We start from the raw sequence: 22,939 nt of genomic DNA on the forward strand, positions 1-22,939 counted from the left end.
ATGACTCACTTCTGCGCGCCGCCCGGCCTTGGCCGGCGGTCCTTCCTCCGGGTCGCGGGCCGGAGCGCGGCCGTGGTGGCGGCCGGCTCGGCCGTCCCGTGGCTGGCCGCATGCGGTTCCAGCGCCGCCGGCGGCGGCGACTCCGGCAAGGGCCGGTTCACGGTGAAGCTCGCCTGGATTCCCAACGCGGAGTACGCGGGCATCTTCGTCGGGGCCGAGGACGGGCTCTACACCAAGCAGGGACTCGACGTCGAGGTCCTGCCGGGCGGGCCGAACTCCGCGGTCGTCCCCATGGTCACGACGAACCGCGTCGACCTCGGCGTCGAGGCGATCCCGGAGAACGTCGCCACCGCCGTCGCCCGTGGCTCGAAGCTGAAGATCGTCGGTGCCGGGCTGCTGAAGAGCCCCGAGTCCTGGATCTCGCTCGCCGACCGTCCGGTCAGGAACCCGAAGGAGATCGAGGGCAAGAAGCTCGGCATCACCCTGGCCGGGAAGAACACGGCCCTGGTGTTCATGAAGCGCAACGGCGTCGACGTCAGCAAGGTGAAGCTGGTGCCGATCCAGTTCGATCCCGCGCCGCTCGCGGCCCGCGAGGTGGACGCGATCTGGGGATTCGCGTCCAACCAGCCGGTGTCGCTGGCGCTCCGCGGGGTCAAGACGCACGTGATGCCGCTGGCCGACTTCGGGTTCAACCGGATGCAGAGCGTCTTCTTCGCGTCCCAGAAGACGCTGGACGACCCCGCCGCCCGCGAGCGCGCCCGCAAGTTCATGACCGCCAGCAGGCTGGGCTGGGAGGCGGCGCTGCGCGACCAGAAGCACGCCGCCGACGTGATCATCAAGAGGTACGGCGCCAAGCTCGGGCTGAAGCTCGACGAGCAGGCCAAGTCGCTCGCCGCCATCGCGCCCTACGTCAAGGGCGACGGGTCCGGCATCGGGGCCAAGGGCCTGTTCTGGATGTCGGACGCGCTCATCGAGGAGACGATCACGAGCCTGACCAGCATCGGGATCAAGCTCGACAAGTCGCTCTTCACCAACGAGCTGCTCGGGGGATGAGGCCCGCCATGCCGGAGGAGAGAACACTGCCGGACACCGAGAAGGCCCGCGCCGCCTCAGACGGCGTCCCGGACTCGGCGGGGATTCGCACGAGCGGCTTGAAGAAGACGTTCGCCGGGAAAGGGGCGTCGGTCGAGGCGCTGCGCGAGTTCTCGTTCGAGTCGCGCCGCGGCGAGTTCGTCGGGCTGCTGGGGCCGTCCGGGTGCGGCAAGTCCACGGTCCTGCGCATGCTGGCCGACCTGGAGACCCCCACCGCCGGGACCGTCACGGTCCACGGCCGGACGCCGCGCGAGCTGCGCGAGGGGCACGGCGTCGGCATCGCGTTCCAGGACGCGGGCCTGCTGCCGTGGCGGAGCGTGGAGGCCAACATCCGGCTCCCGCAGGAGGTGGCCGGTCACCGCGACGGCGCCGCGGTCGCCGACCTGATCCGGCTCGTCGGCCTCACGGGGTTCGAGAAGGCGCGGCCGTCGCAGCTCTCCGGAGGCATGCGCCAACGGGTGTCGCTGGCCCGGTCCCTGGTCACCGATCCCGAACTCCTGCTGCTGGACGAGCCGTTCGGGGCGCTGGACGACCTGACCCGGCAGCGGCTCAACTTCGAGCTGCAGCGGATCTGGGCCGAGCGGGGCACGACCACGGTGCTGGTGACCCATGGCATCGCCGAGGCCGTGCTGCTCTCGGACACCGTCGTCCTGATGTCGCCGCGTCCTGGAACGATCCTCGACGTCGTCCGCGTCGACCTGCCCAGGCCGCGCACCCCCGAGATACTGCAGGACGCCGCGTTCCACGCGCTCTGCGACGAGCTGTCGGAGAAGCTGTTCACCAGCCGTGAGAACGGGAACGCTCCATGAACGCCGCCGCCGTCCGGCCTCGCATGGCGGGCCTGCGGCACGTCGTCCCGCCGCTCCTGACGGTCGCGGTCCTGGGCGCCGCGTGGCAGGTGATGTCGCTCGGCGGGCTCGGGTCGCTGGTGCCGCCGCCCGCCGACGTGCTCGCGCAGATGCGGGACGACGCCGGCTACTACGTGCCGAACGCGACCGTCACCATGTCGTCCGCGTTGCAGGGGTACCTCTGGGGCAACGGCATTGCGATCGCGCTGGCCCTGTGCACGCTGCCGTTCCCCCGCGTCCAGGCGCTGTTCGAGCGGGTCGCGGTCGGCGCGATCGCGCTGCCGCTCATCGCCATCGCCCCGCTGCTCGCGATCGCCTTCCGCGGCAACGTCCCGAGCGTGATCCTCGCCGCCCAGGCCGTGGTCTTCACAACGCTGGTCGCCGCCATCCTCGGCCTGGGCAGCGTCGACCGGACCTCGGTGGACGTGGTCCGCGCCGCCGGCGGTTCGGAATGGACGGTGATCCGCAAGGTGCGGCTGCCCGCCGCGATCCCGAGCCTCGTCGGCGGCCTCCAGGTCGCGGCGCCCAGCGCCATCCTCGGCGCGATCATCGGGGAGTACATGGGCGGCGAGGAGGGGCTGGGCGTCGCGATGATCCAGGCCCAGGGCGCGTTCGACGTCCCCCGCGCCTGGGGCCTGGCGATCGTGACCTCGCTTCTGGCCGCCGTGGCGTTCCTGGCGCTGCCGCTGGTCGTGCGGCTGATCCTGCCGTGGACCCGCTCAGCGGACACCGTCCTGGACGCGCGGGCGGCCCGCCCCGGACGACGCGACGCGCGCCGGGCCGCCCGGGTGCTGCGCGCCGCCTTCGCCGCTGCCGGGACGCTGGCGGGCGTCGTGCTCGGCTGGTGGCTGCTGGTCCTCGTCGTCCCGGGCGGTACCGAGGTCGCGAGAGGCCCGCTGGAGGTCGCACCGTACTTCGCCACCGGCGACACCCAGCTGGTCACCGCGTCCGGTGAGGCGGAGGAGCCGCTGCCGTACATGCTGTCGTCGCTGCTGCGCACCCTCGGCGACGCCGGCGTCGGCTTCCTGGTCGGGCTCGTCCTCGCGGTGGCGATGGCGGTGGTCGCGCACGAGTTCCCGGTGATCGAACGGGTGCTGATGCCCGTCTCGATCGCGCTCCGGTCGATCCCGATCGTGGCCGCGATGCCGCTCCTCGCCCTCATGTTCGGGCGGGGGATCGTCGCCGTGACGATCCTGATCGCGGTGATGACGTTCTTCCCGATCCTCGTCAACGTCCTGCTCGCCATGAGAGCGGTCCCGCGCAGCGCCGTGGATCTGCTCACCGCGGTCGGCGCGGGACGCAGGCACCACCTGACGAAGCTCCTCATCCCGTACGCGCTGCCGGCGCTGCTGGCCTCGGTCAAGATCGCGCTGCCGCTGTCGATCGGCGCGGCCATGGTCGCGGAGTGGCTCGCCACCGGCTACGGGCTGGGCGCCTCCATGACCGTCGCCGCGACGCTGTCGGACTACGACTTCGTCTGGGGCGGGGTCGCCATCGTGCTGCTGGCATCGCTCATGGCCTACCGCCTGGCCGCCGCGCTGGAGGACATCGCGCTCAGCCGCCTGGAGTAATCGGAAGGCACGACCGTTCACGGTCCCGGACACCGGGACGTAGGAGAAGGCGAATCATGTCGAGAATCATCCTGTCCAATGTCCGTGTGAACGGCGCCGGCGACCCGCAGGTCATCACCATTGCCGACGGGAAGATCCACACCGTCGGCACCGAGACCCCGGCCGACCTCGGCCCGGCCGACCACGTCGAAGACCTCGCCGGGCAGATCGTCCTGCCGGGCTTCGTCGACGGCCACGCCCACGCCGACAAGAGCCTGTGGGGCGAGCCGTGGGTCCGGCGGACGTCGGAGCCGATCACCATGGAGCAGATGTTCGACGACCAGCTGCAACAGTGGGCGGAGACCACGACGCCGGTCGCCGCCCGGGCGCGCACCTTCCTCGACATGTGCGTCGCCTACGGCTCGACGTCCATCAGGACCTTCACCGACGTGGCCCCGGAGATCGGGCTCGACGGCGTCCACGGGCTGCTCCAGGTGCGCGAGGAGATGGCCGATCTCACGGACCTGCAGATCGTGGCGTTTCCCCAGCTCGGCATCCTGCGGAAGCCCGGCACCGCCGAACTGCTCGAACAAGCCTTGCGGGCCGGAGCCGACGCGATCGGCGGGCTGGACCCCGCCGGCGTCGACGGCGACGCGGCACGCCAGCTCGACATCGTCTTCGGCCTCGCCGAGAAGTACCAGGTGCCGGTGGACTTCCACGCGCACGAGTCCGGCGAGCTCGGCATCTGGCTCATCGAGCGGATCGCCGAGCGGGTCAAGGCACTGGGCATGCAGGGCAAGGTCAGCCTCTGCGACGTGTTCAGCCTGGCCGAACCGACGCCGCCGCAGTTCGAGCGGCTGGCGTCCGTGCTCGCCGACGCGGACATCGCCGTCGCCGTCGGCGTCCACGGGCTCCTGCCGGTGCCCGACGTCAAGGCCCTGCACGCGATGGGCGTGCGGATGTGCCTCGGCTCCGACTCCGCCCGCAGCCGCTGGTCGCCTTGGGGCGAAGGCGACATCCTCGCCAGGGCGATGTTCATGGCCTACAAGCGCTACTGGCGCAGGGACGAGGACCTGGAGTTCGCTGTCACCATGGGCACGACACTCGGCCGCGAGGTCCTCGGCGCCCCGCCGTGCGACCTCAAGCCCGGAGACGTCGCCGATCTCGTCGTCCTCCCGGGCGAGGCGATCGGCGAGATCGTCGTGGCCCCGCCGCAACGGACGCTCGTCATGAAGCGCGGGAAGATCGTCGCCCGCTCCGGCGTCCTGGTCCGCCCATGAACGCGTTCGCGCTGGCGCGGGCTGCCGCGGACGAGTTGCGCGCTCGCGCGTCCGCCGACTCCTTCGACGTCGCCTTGGTGATGGGTTCCGGCTGGGTCCCGGCCGCCGACGCCCTCGGCCAGCCGTCTACCGATGTGCTGGTCACCGAGCTGCCGGGCTTCGCGCCACCGGCCGCGGAAGGGCATGCGGGGCGGGTGCGGGTGGTGGAGGTCGCCGGGCGCCGGGCGCTGGTGTTCCTGGGCCGGACGCACCTGTACGAGGGACACGGCGTCGACGCGGTCGTCCACCCCGTCCGCACCGCCCTGGCCGCCGGAGTCACGACGATGGTGCTCACCAACGCGGCAGGCGGCCTGCGGCCCGAACACCAGAAGGTCGGCGACCCGGTGCTGATCTGCGACCACCTGAACCTGTCAGGCGCCAACCCCCTCACCGGCGCGACCTTCCTGGACCTGACCGAGGCCTACTCCGGACGGCTGCGGACCCTGGCCAAAGAGGTCGACCCGACACTGGCCGAAGGCGTGTACGCGGCGTTCCGCGGCCCGACCTATGAGACACCCGCCGAGATCCGGATGCTGCGCACCCTCGGCGCGGACCTGATCGGCATGTCCACCGTCCTGGAGACCATCGAAGCCCGCCGCGGCGACGCCGACGTGCTGGGCATCTCCCTGATCACCAACATCGCGGCCGGACTGGCCGGCGAACCCCTCGACCACGAAGAGGTCCTGGCCACCGGACGCGCCTCCGCCGGACGCATGGGCGCCCTCCTGGCCACCGTCCTGGCGAAACTGTGAGCGACCTGCGCCGCGCCATCCTGCGGGCGTTCCGACTCGTCGCGGGGACCGGCGCTAGTCGTCTGTTTCTTCTGGACGGCGTTGCTCGGCTGTGTGGGCTATGCCCTGGCACATTCCTCCGAAGATTCGGTCGTGGAATGGCCGGAATGTCCACCAGTACGCGTGGCCCGCCAGCCCTCTGGGGTGGAACAGGGCCCGTTGCGTGAGGACGGTGTGGGAGCCGTCCCGGTGGACGCCGAACTCCAGCCAGGCGAGGCCGGGGAGCCGCATCTCCGCCCTCAACCGCAGCAGCCGTCCCGTCTCGTTCTCCTCCACCCGCCAGAAGTCCACCGTCTCCCCGACGCGCAACCGGCGCGGGTCCCGGCGGCCGCGTCGCAGCCCGACGCCGCCGACCAGCCGGTCCAGGGCACCGCGGACGCGCCAGGCGATCGGGAACGAATACCAGCCGCGTTCCCCGCCGATTCCTTCGACGACCTCCCACAACCGCTCGGGCGTCGCGTCCGTCCGGCAGGATCGCTCGTCGGTGTAGAGGCTGCCGCCCGCCCAGTCCGGGTCGGTCGGCAGCGGGTCGCTGGGCGCTCCCGGTGTGCTCGCCGACGACCACCGCGTGGCGACGTCGGCCTCGCGGACCCGGCGCAGCGCCAACGCCACCGAACGCTCGAAACCGACCGGTCCTCCGGGCGGCGGAGGAAGATGCTCGGCGATGTCGTTCTCGGCGCAGACCACTTCGTTGCGCAGCGATTCCACCAGCGGGCGCGCGAGACCGCCGGGCACGGGGGTGATGGCTCCCACCCATAGGCTCGACAGCTGCGGGCTCAGCACCGGGACCGGAACGATGATCCGGTGCCTGAGCCCGGCCTCGGCGGCGTAGCGGCGCATCATGTCGGCGTAGGTGAGGATGTCCGGGCCGCCGATGTCGAACCCGCGGTTCACGTCCGCGGGAAGGTCGGCGGCGGCCACCAGGTAGTGCAGCACGTCCCGGATCGCGATCGGCTGGATGCGCGTGTGGACCCACCGGGGCGTGACCATCACCGGCAGCCGCTCGGTCAGGTACCGCAGCATCTCGAACGACGCCGAACCCGAGCCGATGATCACAGCGGCCCGCAGCCACACCGCCGGGACTCCGCTGCCGAGCATGATCTCGCCGACCTCGGCACGCGACCGCAGGTGCGGGGACAGTTCCTCCTCGGGGTCCATGCCGCCGAGATAGACCAGGCGCGCGATCTCCGCCTCCCGCGCCGCGTCGGCGAAGGTGCGCGCCGCCCGGCGGTCGGCGTCCGCGAAGCCGCCCTTGCCGCCGATCGCATGGATCAGGTAATAGGCGACGTCGACTCCGTCCAGAGCGCGCCGGGTGGACGCGGAATCGGTGGCATCGGCCTCGACGATCTCCACGTGTCCGGCCCAGGGGTGATCACGCAACCGCCGGGCCGAGCGGGCCATGCACCGCACCCGGTGGCCGGCGTCCAGCAGCTCCGGCACGAGCCGGCCGCCGATGTAGCCACTGGCGCCGGTCACCAGGCACAACCGTTGCTCTGCGGCGCCCGCGTCCGCCTCCTGGCGAGTTCCTTCTAGGACGATCGCGTCGCCGCCGAGTGCACCGCCCGGGCGGTGGACGGCGAAGCCATGTCGATCGGGTTCTGCGGGCATGTCCATCTCCGGGTTGACCAGGTATTTCTCATGCCTACCCGTCCCGGCGGCGGGTACCGCGAGGCACAGGCTTTATTGCCAGCGTTGGCTGGGCCTGGACGTCGTGAGGCGGAAGCGGAGGGTGTCGCCGGGGACGAGTTGCGCCGCACTCGGGAGGCTCGCCGTCGTGACGACGGCGATGACCGGGTAGCCGCCCGTCGTGGGGTGGTCGTTGAGGAAGAGGATCGGCAGGCCGGTGGGTGGCACCTGAAGCGCGCCGGTCATCATGCCCTCTGAGGGCAGCTCGGTGGTTTCGCGCCGGGTCAGGGCAGGGCCGCTGAGCCTGATGCCGATCCGGTTGGCTTCACTGGTGACCGTGTACTCGTTGCTGGTCAGCAGGGTCAGGGCTTGTGGGATGAACCAGTCGTCGCGGGGGCCCGGGACGATGTCCAGCGTCGGTGTCGGTGCTGGGCCGGGGACAGGTGCGATGTCCACGTTGAGCGCGGCCGCGGTCGATGGTCCGAGTGGCAGTCTTGTGCCGTTCCGCAGGGGCGGTGGGCCGAGTCCGGACATCAGGTCTGTCGACCGGCTGCCCAGTACCGGCGGAACGTCGATGCCGCCGGAGATCGCAAGGTAGGTGCGCAGGCCGCGGCAGGATGGGCGCTCGAGCCGCAGGATCTGGCCTGGCCGGGCGAAGTGGGGGGCGTTCGCTGCCAGGGGCGTGTCGTCCAGTCGCGCGGGCGGTTCGGCTCCGGTGAGCGCGAGCCAGCGTCCGGTGGTGAATTCGGCGATGAGGCCGCCGAGGGTGATTTCCAGGGCGGCGGTGTTCTCGGGGTTGCCGACCAGGCGGTTGGCCAGCTTCAGTGCGGAGGGATCGGCCGCTCCGGAGGGTGGGACGCCGAGCGACGCGTGGCCGGGTCGGCCGAGGTCCTGCACCAGTGTCAGAGTGCCGGGGTGGTGTATCAGCAGTTCTCGCCGCGGGTTCATCGGATCGGGTCGAATTGGACGGTGGTGCCTGGGGTGAGCAGCGCAGGGGGGTGCTGTTCCACGTCCCACAGTGCCGAGTCGGTGGTGCCGAGCAGGTGCCAACCGCCCGGTGACGAGCACGGATAGACGCCTGTGTATTCGCTGGCCATGGCCAGGGAGCCCGCCGGGACGCAGGTACGCGGGCTCTCTCGTCGAGGGAGGTGGAGTGCGGGGTCGAGGCCGGTGAGGTAGGCGAATCCGGGGACGAGCCCGAGGAACGCGGTCGCATAGGTGCGGCGGCTGTGTCTGGCGATCACCTCTTCGATGGACATTCCGCACCGTGCGGCGACTTCGGCCAGATCGGCGCCGTCATAGCGCACCGGCAACCTGACGGTTCTCTCCGTCAGCTGTGTGGCTGTCGTGTCCATCGGCTTCCGGGCGCGCTGGACGGCTATGCCCAAGGCCCGGCTTCGGCCCTGTTCAGCAATCAGGAGGACGGTCCGGGCACCGGGCACCACATCGACGATGCCTTCCACGGGGTGACGCACCAAGTCGGCGTGGACGCGCCGTACAGACTCAGGACCGTCCAGATCGAGAAGCACGGCACGGTCGCCGACCGGGTGAGCGGCGCAGATCACGGGGTCGTGGTTCACCGCCGCGTCTGCAGGTGGTGGTAGCCGACGGCGGCGCGGGCGTCCCGCAGGGACGCGCCGTTCACGATCTGTTCCCGGATGGCCTGCTCTGCTCGGGCGATGTCCATCGCGTACCGCAGGACCTCCTCGGCCCTGGAGGCGGGGACGGCGAGGACTCCGTCGGCGTCCCCGACGAGCAGATCGCCCGGCTCTATGCGGACTCCGCCGCAGTTGACGGGGCCCTGGACGTCCTCGACCTGGACCCGGTCCTTGCCCGTGCGCATCCACCGGTGCCGAGAGAAGATCGGATAGCCCGTCTCCAGGGCGACGTCGGTGTCGCGGCAGGTCCCGTTGACGACCGTACCGCCCAGCCGCCGGCGGTGGGCGGTCAGCGTGAGCAGGTCGCCCCAGACGGTGACGTCCGCGCGTCCTTGGTTGTCGAGTACGACGACAGAGCCCGGCGGTACCTCGTCGATGTAGTCGCCGACCGTGCCCGCGTCCTGGCCGACCGGACCGTACCGGACCGTGAAAGCAGGGCCGAGGAGCCGGAAGGACGGTTCGAGCGGCGCGATCGCGGGGATCTGCCCCGCGATCCCGGCACGGTCGAGCGCGTCGGAGACCGTGCTGGTGCCGAGATCGCGCCATTCGCGCTGGTCGATGGCCATCTAGTTCTCGCTTCCCAGGTCCGACCACAGATGGGCGACCGCCTCGGCTGCCTTGAGGAGCAACGGCATCTCGGTCTTCTCGTTCGGCCCGTGGTAGTTGTCATCGGGAAGGGTGACCGCCAGGAAGACGACGGCGGCGTCCAGCACCTCGGCCAGGGTGGCGGACGGGCCGGACCCGCCCTCGCGCGTGTAGAGCACCTGACGGTCGAAGGCCCGCTCCAGAGACCGGGTCACCGCTTCCAAGGCCGGGTGGTCGAGTGGGGTGAGACAGGGCATGGTCCCCTCCCCGAAGAACTCCACGTCGACGGCGATGCCCGGCGGAGCCTGTTCTCGCAGCCAGCGGCGGAAGGACTCCCGCACCTCGGCCGGTTCCTGGTCGGCGACCAGGCGGAAGGAGACCTTGGCGTGGGCCTCGCGCGGGATGATCGTCTTCATGCCGGGGCCGGTGTGGCCGCCCCACATGCCGTTGACCTCGGCGGTCGGCCGGGCCCAGACGCGTTCGAGGGTGGTGAAGCCTTCTTCGCCGTGGGCTGCGCGGGAACGGGCGGTGGACAGCCATTCCCGTTCGTCGAAAGGAAGCTTGGCGAAAAGGTCGCGTTCGGTGTCGGTGAGTTCGATGACGCGGTCGTAGAAGCCGGGGATGGTGACCCGGGATCGGCTGTCGTGCAGTCCGCCCAGGACCCGGCACAGTTCGGTGAGCGGGTTGGGGATCGCGCCTCCGAAGGAACCGGAATGGACTTCGTCGGCGGGCCCGCGGAAAGAGACCTGTGCGGCGACCATGCCGCGCATTCCAGTACAGGTGGTCGGGACGTCGGCCGACCACATCGCGGAGTCGGAGTTGACCACCAGGTCGCACGCCAGCCGGTCGGCGTGCCGCCGGACCAGTGCTTCGAAATGCGGCGACCCAGCTTCCTCTTCGCCTTCGATGAGCAGTTTCACGGTGACGGCCGGCGCTGTCCGGCCGGTGGCCGCCAGGTGCGCGCGGATTCCGAGCGCGTGAAAGAGCACCTGCCCTTTGTCGTCGGACGCACCCCGCGCGTACATGCGGTCCCCGGTCACGGTGGGGGTGAAGGGCGCCGTGTCCCAGGCCTCGACGGGATCGACCGGTTGGACGTCATGGTGCCCGTAGACCAGGACCGTCCGGGCCGACGGCAGGGAGGCGGGCCACTCCGCGTACACGGCCGGATGGCCGCCGGTCGGCCATATCTCCACGATCGGGAAGCCCGCCCACCGCAGGGCGGTCGCGAGCCACTCCGCCGACCGCCGGACGTCGTCCGCATGGTGCGGGTCGCTGGAAATGGACGGAATCGCGAGCCATTCCGCGAGATCGGCGAAGAAGGCTTCGCTTCCGGCCGCGATATAGGAACGCACGGCCTCAGGTGCTGTCATGGTCGTCATGTCCTCTCGTGGCGGTGGGGCCGCGCCTGGATGGCGCCCTCGTAGGCGGCGCCCATGACCTGGCTCATCGCGACGCCGTCCTGAACGGCCGCCGCCATGGCGGCCTCCTTTTCGGCGAGCCTCTCGGCCGTGTCCAGGACCCTGCCGGCCACCGACGCGGGGACGATCACAACGCCGGAGCCGTCGGCGCGGACCAGGTCGCCGGGGGCGACCGTGACGCCCTGGACGTCGATCTCGCAGTTCCAGCCGCGTTCCACGACCGTTCCGCGAGCCGACCGCGGCGTGACGGCGGCGGCGTGCACGGCGAGGCCCAGTTCGTGGATCTCGTCGACGTCTCGTACCGCGCCGTCGACCACGATTCCGGCGACCCCGGCCCGCACCGCGCCCCGGCTGAGGATTCCGCCCCAGCCCGCCACGCTGGTCATCCCGTGGTGGGCCACAACGATGACGGTGCCGGGGGCGGCGGCGTCCAGGGCGGCGGTCCCGAGATGGCGGACGGCCGCGGTCGCGGACCCGGCCGGGTCGGCGGAACCGGCCGGGCCCAGGTCGACGGTGACGGCGCGTCCGGCGAAGGAGCGGCCCGCGATGACGGGGACGAGGCCGGACGGCACGCCCGGGACCGATTCGGCGGCGAGCGCATCGCTGAGCAGGCAGGTGTCCAGCCTGGACAGCCTGCCGACATCGTGATCGGTCATGCCGGGAGCCCGTAGATGCCGAGGGTGGTCTCGCCGGCTTCGAGCCGGGCGATGATCGCGGTCTCGTCCAGGTCCCGGCGGCGTGCGGCCTCGACGGTCGCGCCGGCCGCGTCCGCGGGGACGACCACCACGCCGTCGGCGTCGCCCACCGCGAGGTCGCCCGGGCGGACCAGGACATCGCCGAGTAGGACGGGCACCGCCAGCGCCCCGCCGCGTGCCGGGTCCTTGCCCGTCCCCCGGATGCACGCGCCGCTGCTGAAGACGGCGAAGTCCAGCGAAGCCAGCGCCGCGGTGTCCCGGACGCCGCCGTCGATGACCAGCCCGGCCAGGCCCCTCGCCCGGGCGGCGCGGGTCATGATCTCGCCCCAGTAGCCGAACTCGGTCAGGCCGCCGGTCTCGGCGACCAGGATCGAGCCGGGTGGGGCGGCCGCGATCGCCCGGTGGAGCCACAGGTTGTCGCCTCCCGGGCAGCGCACCGGGTAGGCGGGGCCGTAGGCCCGCATCTCGGGTGTCACGGGACGAAACCTGCCGGGCAGTGCCCCGATGCGTCCTGCCGCCTCGTGAATGGACGCGGCTCCGGGGAACGGGGAGGTGGTCATGATGCCTTCCAGGCGGTGTGGCGCCATCCGTGGGTGTCTTCTGCGCGGCCGAATTGGAGGTCGAGCAGGCGCTGCCCGAGGGCGAGGGTCACGGGACCGGGCTGGCCGTCGCCGATGACGAAGTGTCCGGTCGCGTCATGAATGCTTCCGATGGGCGCGACCGCGACCGCCGTCCCGCAGGCGAACGCCTCGCGGATGGTGCCGTCACGCGCCCCGTCCTGCCACCGCTCGATGGCGATCGGTTCCTCCCGGACGGTCATGCCGCCGTCACGGGCGAGCCCGATGATCGAGTCGCGGGTCACCCCGGCCAGCAGGCTGTCGCTCAGGGGAGGCGTGAGCAGCACGTCCCCGCCTTCCTCCCGGGCGACGAGGAAGAGGTTCATCGCCCCGAGTTCCTCGACGAACCGGCGCCGCTCCGGGTCGAGCCAGATCACCTGGTCGCAGCCGCGCTCCCGCGCGAGTTTCTGGGCGAGCAGGCCGGCGCCGTAGTTCCCGGCGAACTTGGCCGCGCCGGTGCCACCGCGCGCCGCCCGTACCTGGTCGCGTTCGACCCAGACCCGCAGCGCCCGGATTCCGCCGTCGAAATACGCGCCCGCGGGGCTCGCGAAGAGAGCGAAGAGGTAGGTGCGGGAGGCCGCGGCGACGACCGCCTCGTCAGTGGCGATCATGAGCGGCCGCAGGTAGAGAGTCCTGTCCGCACCGTCCGGCACCCATGCGTGGTCGGCCTCCAACAGGGCGCCGAGGCTTGCCAGGAACGCAGGCCGCGGCAACGGCGGCATGGCGATGCGCGCGGCGGACGCCGCGAAGCGTGCGGCGTTCAGTTCCGGACGGAACAGGGCCACCGATCCGTCCGGTTGCCGGTACGCCTTCAGGCCCTCGAAAATGGCCTGCCCGTAATGCAGAGCCGATGTCGCCGGGGAAAGCGGCAGCTCTCGGAAGGGGCCGACGGTGAAGCCGTGCCAGCCCGCCTCCTCCGTGTAGCGGGCCGTCACCATGTGGTCGGTGAACGTCCGTCCGAAAACGGGATCGGCCAGGATGGCGGCCCGCTGTGACGGCGGACCCGGTGTCACGGGCAGGCGCTGGAATTCGAGGTCCTCGCCGGGCGGAGTCGGCGGCGCGCTCATCGCTCCTCCCCCGTTCCGCGGAACGCTCGCAGGGTCACGCCTTCCGCCCTTAGTGCGGCGCCGACCTTGGCGAGCAGATCGACCGCCCCGGCCGTGTCACCGTGCAGGCAAAGGGAGTCGGGGGCGACGTCCAGTACCGTCCCGTCGACGGCCTCGACGGTTCCGTCGCGCGCCAACCGCCGGACACGGTGCAGGATCTCCTCCTCGCCGTGCAGCACCGCTCCCGGCTGCGAACGGGGGACGAGCGTTCCGTCGGGAGCGTAGGCACGGTCCAGGAACGCCTCCCTGGCCACCGTGAGTCCCCTGCGGCGGGCCTGCCTTTCGAGCGCGGAACCGTGCCATGCCATGACGATCAGCCGCGGATCCACGGACTCCACCGCGGCCGCCACGGCCTCGGCCGCCCGGTCGTCCTTCCAGGCCAGGTTGCCCAGTGCCCCGTGCGGCTTGACGTGCCGCAGCCGGGTTCCATGGCGATGGCAGAACGCCTGCACCGCTCCGATCTGGTACACGACGTCGGTGGTGATCTCTTCGGAGCTCAGGGCCATCATTCGCCGCCCGAAGCCCACCCTGTCGGGGAAGCCGGGATGTGCGCCGACCCCTACCCGGTGCTCGGCCGCTGCGGCCACCGCCGCGTCCAGGGTGCGCGGGTCACCGGCGTGGAATCCGCAAGCGATGTTCGCGGACGTGATGAGGGGGATGGCGGCGGCGTCCCCGCCGAGGGTGTAGCGGCCGTACCCTTCCCCCAGATCGGCGTTCAGATCGAGGGACCGCGGTGTCGTGCCCGCCATCGGCTACTCCGCACCATCGGTCGGCCAAGCGGGCAGGTCGATGCCGTGCAGCCCGGCGTAGGACGCGACCGGCGGCGGGCTCCATCCTTCGAGCAGCCCGGCGTCCGGCCGGTACACCTCGACCGCGAGCGGCCTGCACACCTCCAGCGGATCACGGGCGTCCGGGCCCCACAGGGGGATCGACAGGTCGCCCGCCGGGCAGGTGGACAGCGCGCACAGCAGGTCCTGCTCGGCGAAGAACTCGAAGAAGTCCCCCGGCTTCGCGGGTGAGGCCTTCATGAAGTACCGGTCCTCATCGTTGAGGCCGGTGCACTGGAAGATGTTGAGCACGTCGTGGACGTCGAACTCGGTCAGCCCGTAGGGCAGCACGGCACGGACGAGGTTCGAATGGCAGTGGAAGTCGAAGTCCTCGTCGCTGAGAATGCGGTTCACGTACGGGTCGCAGCGTGAGCCGAGCAGGTCGTGCACCCGCCCGCCGTCATCGTCCACTCCGTAGGACTCCAGCGTGTCGTTAGTGATCGTCAGCAACGGGCGCAGGTAGGGAAGCGTGGACCACAGCCGGTCGTACCTGGTCACGTGAGCGCTCTGCAACTGGCGGGTCCGCGCCGCCCACAGCCGCTCCCGCGGATTGTGGCGGTTCCACACATTGAAGTCGCCGACCTGCGGGCCCTCGGGAGTGATCACGCGGCACAGGTGTCCGGCCGGGACCTCCCATGCGCGTCCGGAGCGGATCGGGATGACGAACTCTTCGACGGGCTTGCGCTCGTCCGTCCGTTCGGCCAGGCGATCGTAGAAGGGCCTGTCGACGTCCAGGACACTGCCGGCCTTCGGCTGGTAAGCGGCGGGAGGGTGGCTCATCGGATACCTCTCAAGGCGTGGAACGGAGAGACGGCCGAGTACGGACGACCGTCTCAGGGGGTCGGGGGGCCGTTCAGGCCGTGCGCACACGCCGGAGCGTGTCGAGGGTCTGGCGCTCGGAGTCGTCGAGGTAGACCAGCAGCGCGCCCACTCCCTGCGTCCGGCTGCCCGTGCGCAGGAGGTCGAACAGCTCGCGATCGCGTCCGGCCCACGAGCGCTGGAAGAGTTCCTCGTCCTGCGTCTCGCCCCAGGCCAGGCGGAGCTGGGCAAGAAGGGAGTGAAAGAAGTCGTCGAGCCGGCGGCTGCCCAGCAGGGCGATCAGCGCCTGGTGAAAGCGCAGGCTCGCGGTGCTCGCGGCGCCCCAGGCACGCTCCCGCTCGGCCCGCTCCCCGGCGATGACCGCCGCCTCCATGTCGGTGAACTGCTCGTCCTCCGCGAGAGCGCTCGCGGTGGCCGCCTGGACCTCCAGCGCTCTTCGCGCCCGGTAGATGTCACGCACGTCCGCCGCCATGAGCCGCCTGACCGCCGCCCCCCGGTTCGGGACGAGCGCCACCAGCCCCTCCAGCGCCAGCTGGCGCAGGCCCTCCCGCAAGGTGTTGCGGGAGATCTGCAGGTCGGTCGCGAGCGAGACCTCCCGCAGGGGCGAGCCCGGCGGCAGCTCACCTTCCAGGATCCTGTCGCGCAGTAGCCCGGCTATCCGTTCAGCGGCGCTGGCCGCCTCCGACTCGGCGGTATCGAGTGACATGCCGGGAAGGCTAGCTCAGATATTGCTCAACAATCAAGCGGGGTCGCATCAGGCATCAGACCCTGCGGTTCTGGAGTATGTGCACTGAGCACCACTCTCGAACTCACTATTGACGACAGATTGTTGAGCAATCTATGGTCCTCCTGACTTCGGCGGCGCTCGCCTGCCGGAACCACCGATGGGAGGAACCATGACCACTCCCGACCCCCTCACCTCGCCGCCCACCAGCGCGAGGCCGGCCTCGAACGTCATCGATGACGCCCCGCTGACCGCGTTCCACCGCAAGCTCACGATGTTCTGCTCGGGTGGACCGTTCCTGGACGGCTTCGCCCTCGGCGTCATCGGCTTCGCGCTTCCGCAGATCGCCGACCAGTGGCAGCTGTCCGGAACGTGGCAGGGGATCCTGGCCGTGGCCCCCCTGCTCGGCATCCCGGCCGTCGTCGGGGTCGGCTACCTGACCGACCGGCTCGGGCGGCGGATCATGTACGTGGCCGACATCGCCGCGATCACGCTGCTGTGCATCGCGCAGTTCTTCGTCACCGGTCCCGTGGAACTCCTGGTCCTGCGCGTGCTGCTCGGCATCGCGATCGGCGCCGACTACCCCATCGCCTCATCGCTGCTGGCCGAGTTCGCCCCGCGCAAGTCCAGAGCCAAGCTGATCGGACTGCAAACGATCATGTGGACGGCCGGCAACGCCGCCGCCTACCTCGTCGGCGCGGCGCTGCTGCAACTCGGACCGGAGGCGTGGCGGTGGATCCTGCTGTCCCCCGCCGTCATCGGCGCCCTGCTGGCCGTACTGCGCATCGGCACGCCCGAGTCGCCACGCTGGCTGATCAGCAAGGGCCGGACGGACGAGGCGCTCCGCGTCGTCCAGAAGGTCTACGGGCCGGACGCGACCCTCGACGGCATTGGCGAGGAGTCCGCTCCGACCCGCTTCCAACTGGTCTTCCAGTCCCCCTACCTCCAGAGAACGATCTTCGTCGGAACCTTCTGGGCGTGCTCGATAGCCCCCGTCTACGCGATCTACGCGTTCGCTCCCAAACTCCTGGAGGCGTTCGACCTCAGCGGGAAGGGCGCGGTGGACATCGGCTCCGTGCTGGTCGGGCTGTTCTTCCTCGCCGGGACGATCCTCGCCACCCTGGTCGCCGACCGGTGGCGCAGAAGAACCCTGCTGATCTGGCCCTTCATGATCGCCAGCGCCGCCCTGCTCGCGCTCGGCGCCTTCTCCGACGCCACGGCGATCGTCGTGGTGATCCTCTTCGCCGTGTACGCCCTGGCGATCGGCGGCCCGACGATCCTGCAGTGGATCTACCCGAACGAGATCTTCCCCACCGAGATCCGCGCGACGGCCTTCAGCATCGGCCTGTCGGTCAGCCGGATCGGCGCCATCATCGGGACCTTCGCCGTCCCCGTCCTCCTGGAGCGGACCGGAATCTCCGGCACGATGATCATCGTCGGTGTGGTCAGCGCCGTGGGCGCCGTGAGTTCCCTGGTCATGGCCCCGGAAACGAACGGCCGCCCACTCAACGAAGCCGCAGCACCCCGCGGGAGGTGAGCGTGGTCGTCAGCCGAGCAGGAAGTCGCGTGCCTGGCGGGCGACCGGCTCCGGGGCCATCCAGAACGCGGAATGGTCGTGGTCGGCCAGAGTCAGCACGGAGGCGTTCTTCAGGATCGCGGCCAGCGCGTTGGCGCCCGCGCGGATGAAGGCCTCGCCGTTGCCGCCGACCGCCACCGCGACCGGCGCTTCGATCGACCAGCGGTCGGCGGGCAGCGGCTTCCCGTCCTGGAGTCCGCGCATGATCCGGCCGTCGTAGGCGTAGGTGTGGGCGTACTTGACCATCGTGTCCCAGGACGGGTCCTGCTTCATCGCCGGGATGTACTCGGCCGGGACGCCGATCATCTCGGTCATGAAGTACTCGACGGCCTCGCTGCGCTTGCCCGCCGCGACCAGTGCCTCCTGGTGCTCGACGTAGCCGGCGGGCGCCGGGGGCCGGGAGCCGTCGACGATGAACGGCGGCTCGTAGAGATACACGCCCGTCACCTTGCCGCCCAGTGCGCTGGCCGCGTCGAGTGTGAGGCCGCAGCCACCGGATCCGCTGGTCAGGGCCGCCGAGCCGCCCACGACGTCGATCAGCGCGGCGATGTCGTCGATCTCTGATGCCGGGTCGTAGGGCTGCGGGTCACCGCTGGCGCCGCGGCCGCGGCGGTCGAAGCTGATCACGGTGAAGTCCTTTGACAGTGCCTCGGCCAGGCCCGCGACGCCGGTGTGGTCCTCGGCGACGTTGCTGATCACGATGATCGCGGGGCCTGAACCGGACTTCTCGTAGGCGATCGTGGTGCCGTCGGCGGAGGTGATGGTGGAAAGGGCGGACATGGTGGATTCTCCTTCGGTTGTTGATGCGTCAATGTGATCGTCGTGCGGGGCGTCCAGCAGGCCGGCGAGCCGGTCGAGGGCCTCGGCGTACCCTTCGGCCATCTGGAGTTCGACGGCCCGCCGCAGCGCCCGGCCGTCGGGAAAGGTCGCGGCGACTTCGACGGTGCAGCCGGTGCCAGCCGGGACGAAGGTGACCGAGGTCGGGAACGTGCCCGTGTCGTCGGACCGCCATGCCTCGTCGGCGAACGTGTCCTCGTAGCTCAACTCGGCCCGAGGGGCGATCGCCGTGTAGGTGGCGATGATGCGGACCGGAGAGGCCGATCCGTCCACCGGCGCCATCTGGAATCGCCAGGTTCCGCCGGGCCGGACGTCCATCTCGTAGACGGTCGCGGCCCAGCCCTGGGGACCCCACCACCGGCTGATCGCCTCGGCGTCGGTCCAGGCCCACCAGGCGCGGTCGACGCCGGCGGCGTAGGTGCGGCTGATGCGGACGGTGTTGCTCGCCTCGTCGATCACGATGCCGTCTTCGGACATGGTCAAACTCCTTCCTGGGTCGCCGCGTCGGGTGCGGAGTCGTCCTCTTCGAGGAAGGCGCCGAGTCGGTCCATGCGTTCCGACCACAGGCCGGCGAACCGCTGCACCCAGTCGCTCAGCTCGCGCATCGATTCGGGCCGCAGCCGGTAGATCCGCTGCTGGGCCCGTTTGGTCACCTCGACGACGCCCGCGTCCAGGAGCAGCCGCAGATGCCGGGACACCTGCGGCTGGCCCACACCGAGCGCGTCGACGATTCCGCCCACCGACTGTGGGCCGTCCCTGAGCAACTCGACGATCCGGAACCGGTTCGGCTCCGAGATCGCCGTCAATCGCCGTTGCACGCTGTCGACCATACCCATGAACATACACACTGACATATATATGCGCAAGTGTATGTTCGCACTTCGCCGTGTCGGACGGCTCGCGAGGCCGTGGATCAGGCGGGTCGGGGGTGGGCATGCGACGGCCGGGGCCCGGTCGTGCCTGGGCCCCGGCCGTCCGGCTGTACCGCCTTGTTACTTGGGCGGCATCAGGACGGAGTCGATGATGTAGACGGTGGCGTTGGCGGTCTGGACGTTGCCGCACACCACGTTCGCCTTGTCCTTGCCGACCGTGTAGGAATCGCCCGAGCCGCCCGTGGTCAGGGCGGCGCCCTGGAGGGTTTCGAAGCTGCCGGCCGACAGCCCGCCCGGCGCGATCTTCTGGCCGACGACGTGGTAGGTCAGGATGCCCTTCAACATCTCCTTGTCGGCCATCACCTTGTCGAGCGTGCCCTTGGGGATCTTCTTGAACGCGTCGTTGGTCGGCGCGAACACGGTGAGGTTCTGGGCGGAGTTGAGGGTGTCGACGAGCCCGGCCTGCTTGACCGCGCTGACCAGCGTGGACAGGACCGGGTTGTTGGACGCGGCGGTCGCGACGGGGTCGGTGGACATGCCGCTGAAGCTGCCCTTGCCGGACGCGGGGACGGCCGAGCACGCCGAACCGAACGGCTTGTCCGTCGCGGGCGCGGCGGCGCCGGTGCCGGCCGGGGCGGGAGCGGACGTGCCAGGGGACGCGACACTGGAGCCGTTGTCGTCGTCTCCCCCGGAGCAGGCTGTGAGCCCGAGAGTCAGGGCCGCCGCGGACAGGACGCCGACGGCGATTCGGGTGCGTTTCATGGTGAACTCCTTCGGGGTTGGAGAGCTGTCGATTTCGTCGGCTGCCGTGGTCAGGTCACGGTGACCACCACCGAATGCCAGCCGGTGGCCCCGTCCGGGAAGGGCGGTGACCGTGGCTCGGGTTGGGTCGTTCCGGTCTTGTCGGTGGCGCGGACGCGGAGCGTGTGCGAGCCCGGGACGGCGTCCCACTCGGCGACCCACTGCCGCCAGGTGTCGATGCCGGGGCCCGGGGCGAGCCGCGCCGGACGCCATGGCCCGTCGTCGGCCTGCCATTCGACGGCGTCGATGCCGCGGTGCTGGGCCCAGGCCGTACCGGCGACGGCGACGGGTCCGGCTTTGAGGCGGGCGAACGGCTTGGGGACGTCAATGCGGGAGAAGGTCTTCACCGGCGCGCGTTCGGCATAGCCGCGTCTGGTCCAGTACGCCTGGTCGGTGGCGAACCGGGTGACCTTGAGGTCGACGACCCACTTGGTCGCCGACACGTATCCGTACAGGCCGGGCACCACCAAGCGGGCGGGGAAGCCGTGCGCGACCGGCAGCGGCTCGCCGTTCATCCCCACGGCGAGGACCGCGTCGCGGCCGTCCAGCACGGTCTCCAGCGGGGTGCTGAGCGTCATGCCGTCGGACGAGCGGGACAGGATCTGGTCGGCCCCCGGCAGCACCCCGGCCCTGCGCAGCAGCGGTCCGAGCGGCGCGCCGAGCCAGCGGGCGTTCCCGGCCAGGTCGCCGCCGACCTGGTTCGACACGCACGACACGGTGATGTCGCGTTCGATCAGCGCCAGGCGCAGCAGGTCGTCGAACGTCAGCTCGACGGGGCGGGCGAGCATGCCGTGGATCCGCAGCGTCCAGTCCCGGGGATCGACCTGGGGCAGGACGAGCGCGGTGTCGACCCGGTAGAAGTCGGAATTGGACGTACGGAACGGCGTCATGCCAGGGACCCGCACCTGGGCGCCCGCCGGGACCGGAGGCGCAGGGCTGACCGGACGCGGCAGCCGCACGTCCGCCCGGACCGATGAGACATCACCGCGGCGCAGCAGCATCCGCCCGGATACGCCGCTCACCGCGGCGACGCCGATCACCCCCGCGCCCGTCAGCAGCGCCCGCCGCCAACCGACCTCGGCGCCCGGGGCGGAGGGTCGCTCGGGCTCGGCGTCCTGCCCGGGCTCGGCGTCCTGCTCGGGTTCTGTTGTGGGCTCGGGTCCGGTGTCGCGGCGACGGCGTTCCAGCCCGGCCGTCCGGCTCCTGGCGTCGCCCCCCGTGCCACGTGTCAGCAGGGTCAGGGCGGCCATGCCCGCGAGCGCGCCGACCGTGGCCGGCACCGCGTCCACCGGCTCGGCGACCGGCCTGGTCAGCGCCGCGACGATCCCGACGGTTCCGAACGCGGCGAGCCCGAGCAGGCCCCAGGCGAGCCTGCGCCGGCCGAGCAGCCCGATGGCGGGCGCGGCCGCGGCGACGCCGGCGGCGAGGCCGATCAGCAGGACCGTCTTGTCGTCGCTCCCGAAATGGCGGATCGCGAAGTCCTTCAACCACACCGGTGTGAGGTCGATGAAGCCCGCGCCGACGGCCGGCAGCGGAGAGGACGACACGCGTCCGAGCGCACCGGCCGCGAGCTCCGCGGTTCCCATCGCGGCGGCTGCGGCGAGCAGTCCGCGCAGAGCGGCGGTGACCCACCGCATTCGCCCAGTCGCTCGTTTCGCTGTCACACCGGGTGTTCGGGGCCGGACGACACGTGGATGGGTCGCGTTCTTCAGCGGATCCTGGGCCCATCCATGAGGGCATCCGCTCCGAACCAACGGTGTGGAGATGACCGAGCCGGCCGGCGAGCCGCCCAGAACACTGAAGCCGATCGGTGCCGCGTCCTGCGGTACGCCCGAGCTGGCCGAGCTGCTCGGCCGTGTCGCCCGCGGCGACCAGGACGCGTTCGGGCAGGTGTACGAGCTGCTGTCCGGTCCGGTGTACGGGCTGGCGCTGCGGGTCGTCCGCGACCCGGCGCAAGCGGAGGAGATCGCGCAGGACGTGCTGGTCGAGGTGTGGCGCAAAGCGTCGCACTACCGGCCCGAACGCGGCAGCGCGACGTCCTGGGTCCTGACCGTGGCGCACCGCCGCGCCGTCGACCGGGTCCGCTCCAGCCAGGCCGACCGCGACCGCGAGGAGCGCACCGCCGCGCCCGCGCCCGGCTACGACGAGGTCGCCGAAGAGGTCGGCACCCGGCTGGAGCACCAGCAGGTGCGCCGCTGCATGAGCAGCCTCACCGAGACGCAACGTGAATCGATCACCCTGGCCTACTACGGCGGCTACACCTACCGCGAGGTCTCCGAACTGCTCGGCGTCGGCCTCGCCGCCGTCAAGACCCGGATGCGCGACGGACTCATCCGGTTGCGTGACTGCCTGGGAGTCCAGCCATGACCCACGACCCGCACGACCTGGCCGGACCCTACGTCCTGGACGCGCTCGGCGACACCGAACGGCGCCGCTTCGAGCGCCACCTGCCGGGCTGCACCGCCTGCGCCGAGGAGACCGCCGGACTCCGCGAGACCACGGTCCGGCTGGCGCTCGCCGCCGCCCGCCGCCCACCGGACCGGCTCCGCGAACGCGTCATGGCCGAGATCGCCCGGACCCGGCAGTCGCCCCCTCCGCTCGCCCGCCGCCTGCCGTCCCCCCGCACCCGCGGGCTGAGCCGGATCGCCGCCGCGGCGTGCCTGGTCCTGGCGCTCATCGGCGGCGGCACGACCTGGCACTACCACCGCTCCGCCGACCAGGAACGAGCTCTGAACCGCCAGGTCACGGCAGTGATGACGGCACCGGACGCGCACACCTCCACCGCCCGCGCCCAAGGAGCCGCCACCGTCACCGTCGTGTCGTCCCGCTCACTCGGCAAAGCCGTCGTCACCACGGCCCGGCTACAGCATCTGCCACCAGCCAAGACGTACCAGATGTGGTGGCTTGGCCCGACCGCGCCACGCTCCGCCGGAACCTTGGACCCGTCGGGACGGCAACGCCCGGTCATTACGGTCGGCCTCGGGAACGCGCAGCGCTTCGGCGTCACCATCGAACCGGCGGGCGGCTCCCCTCAACCGACCAGCCCTCCGCTCCTGACCGTCGCCCTCGGCTGATCCAGGGCGGGTTCCGGATCACGGGGGTGGAGCGCGGCAGTTCCGGCTGATGAGGTTAGGCTGCCCTTATTTGCCGCCGTTTCGGAGGAATTGTGGTGCTGGCC

23 protein-coding genes are annotated in these 22,939 nt (G+C 71.1%); 8 read left to right on the forward strand and 15 right to left on the reverse strand.

Going from position 1 to position 22,939, the window contains the following annotated elements; translation table 11 throughout:
* Genes E1287_RS06380 through E1287_RS06400 form a run of 5 tightly spaced genes read left to right on the forward strand, consistent with a single transcriptional unit; the run spans nucleotide 1 to nucleotide 5,561 of the window.
* Nucleotides 1–1,053: an ABC transporter substrate-binding protein gene (locus E1287_RS06380; protein ID WP_131963887.1), complete on the forward strand. Its 1,053-nt coding sequence runs from the start codon at nucleotides 1–3 to the stop codon at nucleotides 1,051–1,053.
* Nucleotides 1,054–1,061: 8 nt separating this feature from the next.
* Nucleotides 1,062–1,901: an ABC transporter ATP-binding protein gene (locus E1287_RS06385; protein ID WP_131963888.1), complete on the forward strand. Its 840-nt coding sequence runs from the start codon at nucleotides 1,062–1,064 to the stop codon at nucleotides 1,899–1,901.
* Nucleotides 1,898–3,511, forward strand: a complete 1,614-nt coding sequence (locus E1287_RS06390) for an ABC transporter permease subunit (RefSeq protein WP_131963889.1) — start codon at nucleotides 1,898–1,900, stop codon at nucleotides 3,509–3,511. The genes E1287_RS06385 and E1287_RS06390 overlap by 4 nt, the downstream gene beginning before the upstream one ends.
* Nucleotides 3,512–3,567: 56 nt before the next feature.
* Nucleotides 3,568–4,770: an amidohydrolase gene (locus tag E1287_RS06395; protein WP_131963890.1), complete on the forward strand. Its 1,203-nt coding sequence runs from the start codon at nucleotides 3,568–3,570 to the stop codon at nucleotides 4,768–4,770.
* Entirely contained in the window at nucleotides 4,767–5,561 is a 795-nt protein-coding gene (locus E1287_RS06400) for a purine-nucleoside phosphorylase (RefSeq protein ID WP_131963891.1), read from the forward strand. Before E1287_RS06395 ends, E1287_RS06400 begins: the two co-directional genes overlap by 4 nt.
* A gap of 54 nt (nucleotides 5,562–5,615) precedes the next feature.
* Here E1287_RS06400 and E1287_RS06405 read toward each other — a convergent pair whose 3' ends face one another.
* The 11 genes from E1287_RS06405 to E1287_RS06455 form a co-directional block, all read right to left on the reverse strand.
* Nucleotides 5,616–7,208 carry an SDR family oxidoreductase gene (locus E1287_RS06405; protein ID WP_131963892.1) on the reverse strand — a complete coding sequence of 531 codons (1,593 nt, stop codon included), beginning with the start codon at nucleotides 7,206–7,208 and terminating at the stop codon, nucleotides 5,616–5,618.
* Nucleotides 7,209–7,280: 72 nt separating this feature from the next.
* Nucleotides 7,281–8,174, reverse strand: coding sequence for a biotin-dependent carboxyltransferase family protein (locus E1287_RS06410; protein WP_131963893.1), 894 nt, complete (start codon nucleotides 8,172–8,174; stop codon nucleotides 7,281–7,283).
* Nucleotides 8,171–8,806, reverse strand: a complete 636-nt coding sequence (locus E1287_RS06415) for an allophanate hydrolase subunit 1 (RefSeq protein WP_207934051.1) — start codon at nucleotides 8,804–8,806, stop codon at nucleotides 8,171–8,173. The genes E1287_RS06410 and E1287_RS06415 overlap by 4 nt, the downstream gene beginning before the upstream one ends.
* The gene (locus tag E1287_RS06420) at nucleotides 8,803–9,450 is read right to left on the reverse strand and encodes an RraA family protein (protein ID WP_131963894.1); all 648 of its coding nucleotides are present in this window, start codon (nucleotides 9,448–9,450) and stop codon (nucleotides 8,803–8,805) included. Before E1287_RS06420 ends, E1287_RS06415 begins: the two co-directional genes overlap by 4 nt.
* Entirely contained in the window at nucleotides 9,451–10,839 is a 1,389-nt protein-coding gene (locus E1287_RS06425; RefSeq protein ID WP_131963895.1) for a dipeptidase, read from the reverse strand.
* A 5-nt stretch (nucleotides 10,840–10,844) separates the two neighbouring features.
* Nucleotides 10,845–11,543 (reverse strand): RraA family protein, encoded by a 699-nt coding sequence (locus E1287_RS06430; protein ID WP_131963896.1) that lies wholly within the window; start codon nucleotides 11,541–11,543, stop codon nucleotides 10,845–10,847.
* Entirely contained in the window at nucleotides 11,540–12,142 is a 603-nt protein-coding gene (locus E1287_RS06435) for an RraA family protein (protein WP_207934052.1), read from the reverse strand. The genes E1287_RS06430 and E1287_RS06435 overlap by 4 nt, the downstream gene beginning before the upstream one ends.
* Nucleotides 12,139–13,266: a branched-chain amino acid aminotransferase gene (locus E1287_RS06440; RefSeq protein ID WP_131963898.1), complete on the reverse strand. Its 1,128-nt coding sequence runs from the start codon at nucleotides 13,264–13,266 to the stop codon at nucleotides 12,139–12,141. Before E1287_RS06440 ends, E1287_RS06435 begins: the two co-directional genes overlap by 4 nt.
* Entirely contained in the window at nucleotides 13,263–14,054 is a 792-nt protein-coding gene (locus E1287_RS06445) for a 5-oxoprolinase subunit PxpA (protein WP_131963899.1), read from the reverse strand. The genes E1287_RS06440 and E1287_RS06445 overlap by 4 nt, the downstream gene beginning before the upstream one ends.
* A 3-nt stretch (nucleotides 14,055–14,057) precedes the next feature.
* On the reverse strand, nucleotides 14,058–14,912 hold the full coding sequence (locus E1287_RS06450) for a DUF1989 domain-containing protein (protein ID WP_131963900.1): 855 nt from the start codon (nucleotides 14,910–14,912) through the stop codon (nucleotides 14,058–14,060).
* A gap of 73 nt (nucleotides 14,913–14,985) precedes the next feature.
* On the reverse strand, nucleotides 14,986–15,657 hold the full coding sequence (locus E1287_RS06455; protein WP_131963901.1) for a GntR family transcriptional regulator: 672 nt from the start codon (nucleotides 15,655–15,657) through the stop codon (nucleotides 14,986–14,988).
* Nucleotides 15,658–15,847: 190 nt separating this feature from the next.
* On the opposite strand from E1287_RS06455, the gene E1287_RS06460 reads away from it, so the two are divergent.
* The gene (locus E1287_RS06460; protein ID WP_131963902.1) at nucleotides 15,848–17,212 is read left to right on the forward strand and encodes an MFS transporter; all 1,365 of its coding nucleotides are present in this window, start codon (nucleotides 15,848–15,850) and stop codon (nucleotides 17,210–17,212) included.
* A 9-nt stretch (nucleotides 17,213–17,221) separates the two neighbouring features.
* Here E1287_RS06460 and E1287_RS06465 read toward each other — a convergent pair whose 3' ends face one another.
* The 4 genes from E1287_RS06465 to E1287_RS06480 all read right to left on the reverse strand — a co-directional run bounded on the left by E1287_RS06465 (nucleotide 17,222) and on the right by E1287_RS06480 (nucleotide 21,398).
* On the reverse strand, nucleotides 17,222–18,565 hold the full coding sequence (locus tag E1287_RS06465; protein WP_131963903.1) for an alpha/beta fold hydrolase: 1,344 nt from the start codon (nucleotides 18,563–18,565) through the stop codon (nucleotides 17,222–17,224).
* Between the two features lie 2 nt (nucleotides 18,566–18,567).
* Nucleotides 18,568–18,906 (reverse strand): metalloregulator ArsR/SmtB family transcription factor, encoded by a 339-nt coding sequence (locus E1287_RS06470; protein WP_243718682.1) that lies wholly within the window; start codon nucleotides 18,904–18,906, stop codon nucleotides 18,568–18,570.
* 174 nt (nucleotides 18,907–19,080) lie between these two features.
* On the reverse strand, nucleotides 19,081–19,722 hold the full coding sequence (locus E1287_RS06475) for a fasciclin domain-containing protein (RefSeq protein WP_131963905.1): 642 nt from the start codon (nucleotides 19,720–19,722) through the stop codon (nucleotides 19,081–19,083).
* Between the two features lie 50 nt (nucleotides 19,723–19,772).
* Entirely contained in the window at nucleotides 19,773–21,398 is a 1,626-nt protein-coding gene (locus E1287_RS06480; RefSeq protein ID WP_131963906.1) for a molybdopterin-dependent oxidoreductase, read from the reverse strand.
* Nucleotides 21,399–21,525: 127 nt separating this feature from the next.
* On the opposite strand from E1287_RS06480, the gene E1287_RS06485 reads away from it, so the two are divergent.
* Complete coding sequence (locus tag E1287_RS06485) at nucleotides 21,526–22,128, forward strand: sigma-70 family RNA polymerase sigma factor (protein ID WP_131963907.1); 603 nt, start codon at nucleotides 21,526–21,528, stop codon at nucleotides 22,126–22,128.
* Entirely contained in the window at nucleotides 22,125–22,835 is a 711-nt protein-coding gene (locus tag E1287_RS06490) for an anti-sigma factor (RefSeq protein WP_131963933.1), read from the forward strand. The genes E1287_RS06485 and E1287_RS06490 overlap by 4 nt, the downstream gene beginning before the upstream one ends.
* The last annotated feature ends 104 nt before the right edge of the window (nucleotides 22,836–22,939 follow it).

The organism is Actinomadura sp. KC06 (genome assembly GCF_004348735.1).
Taxonomy (GTDB): Bacteria; Actinomycetota; Actinomycetes; order Streptosporangiales; family Streptosporangiaceae; genus Spirillospora.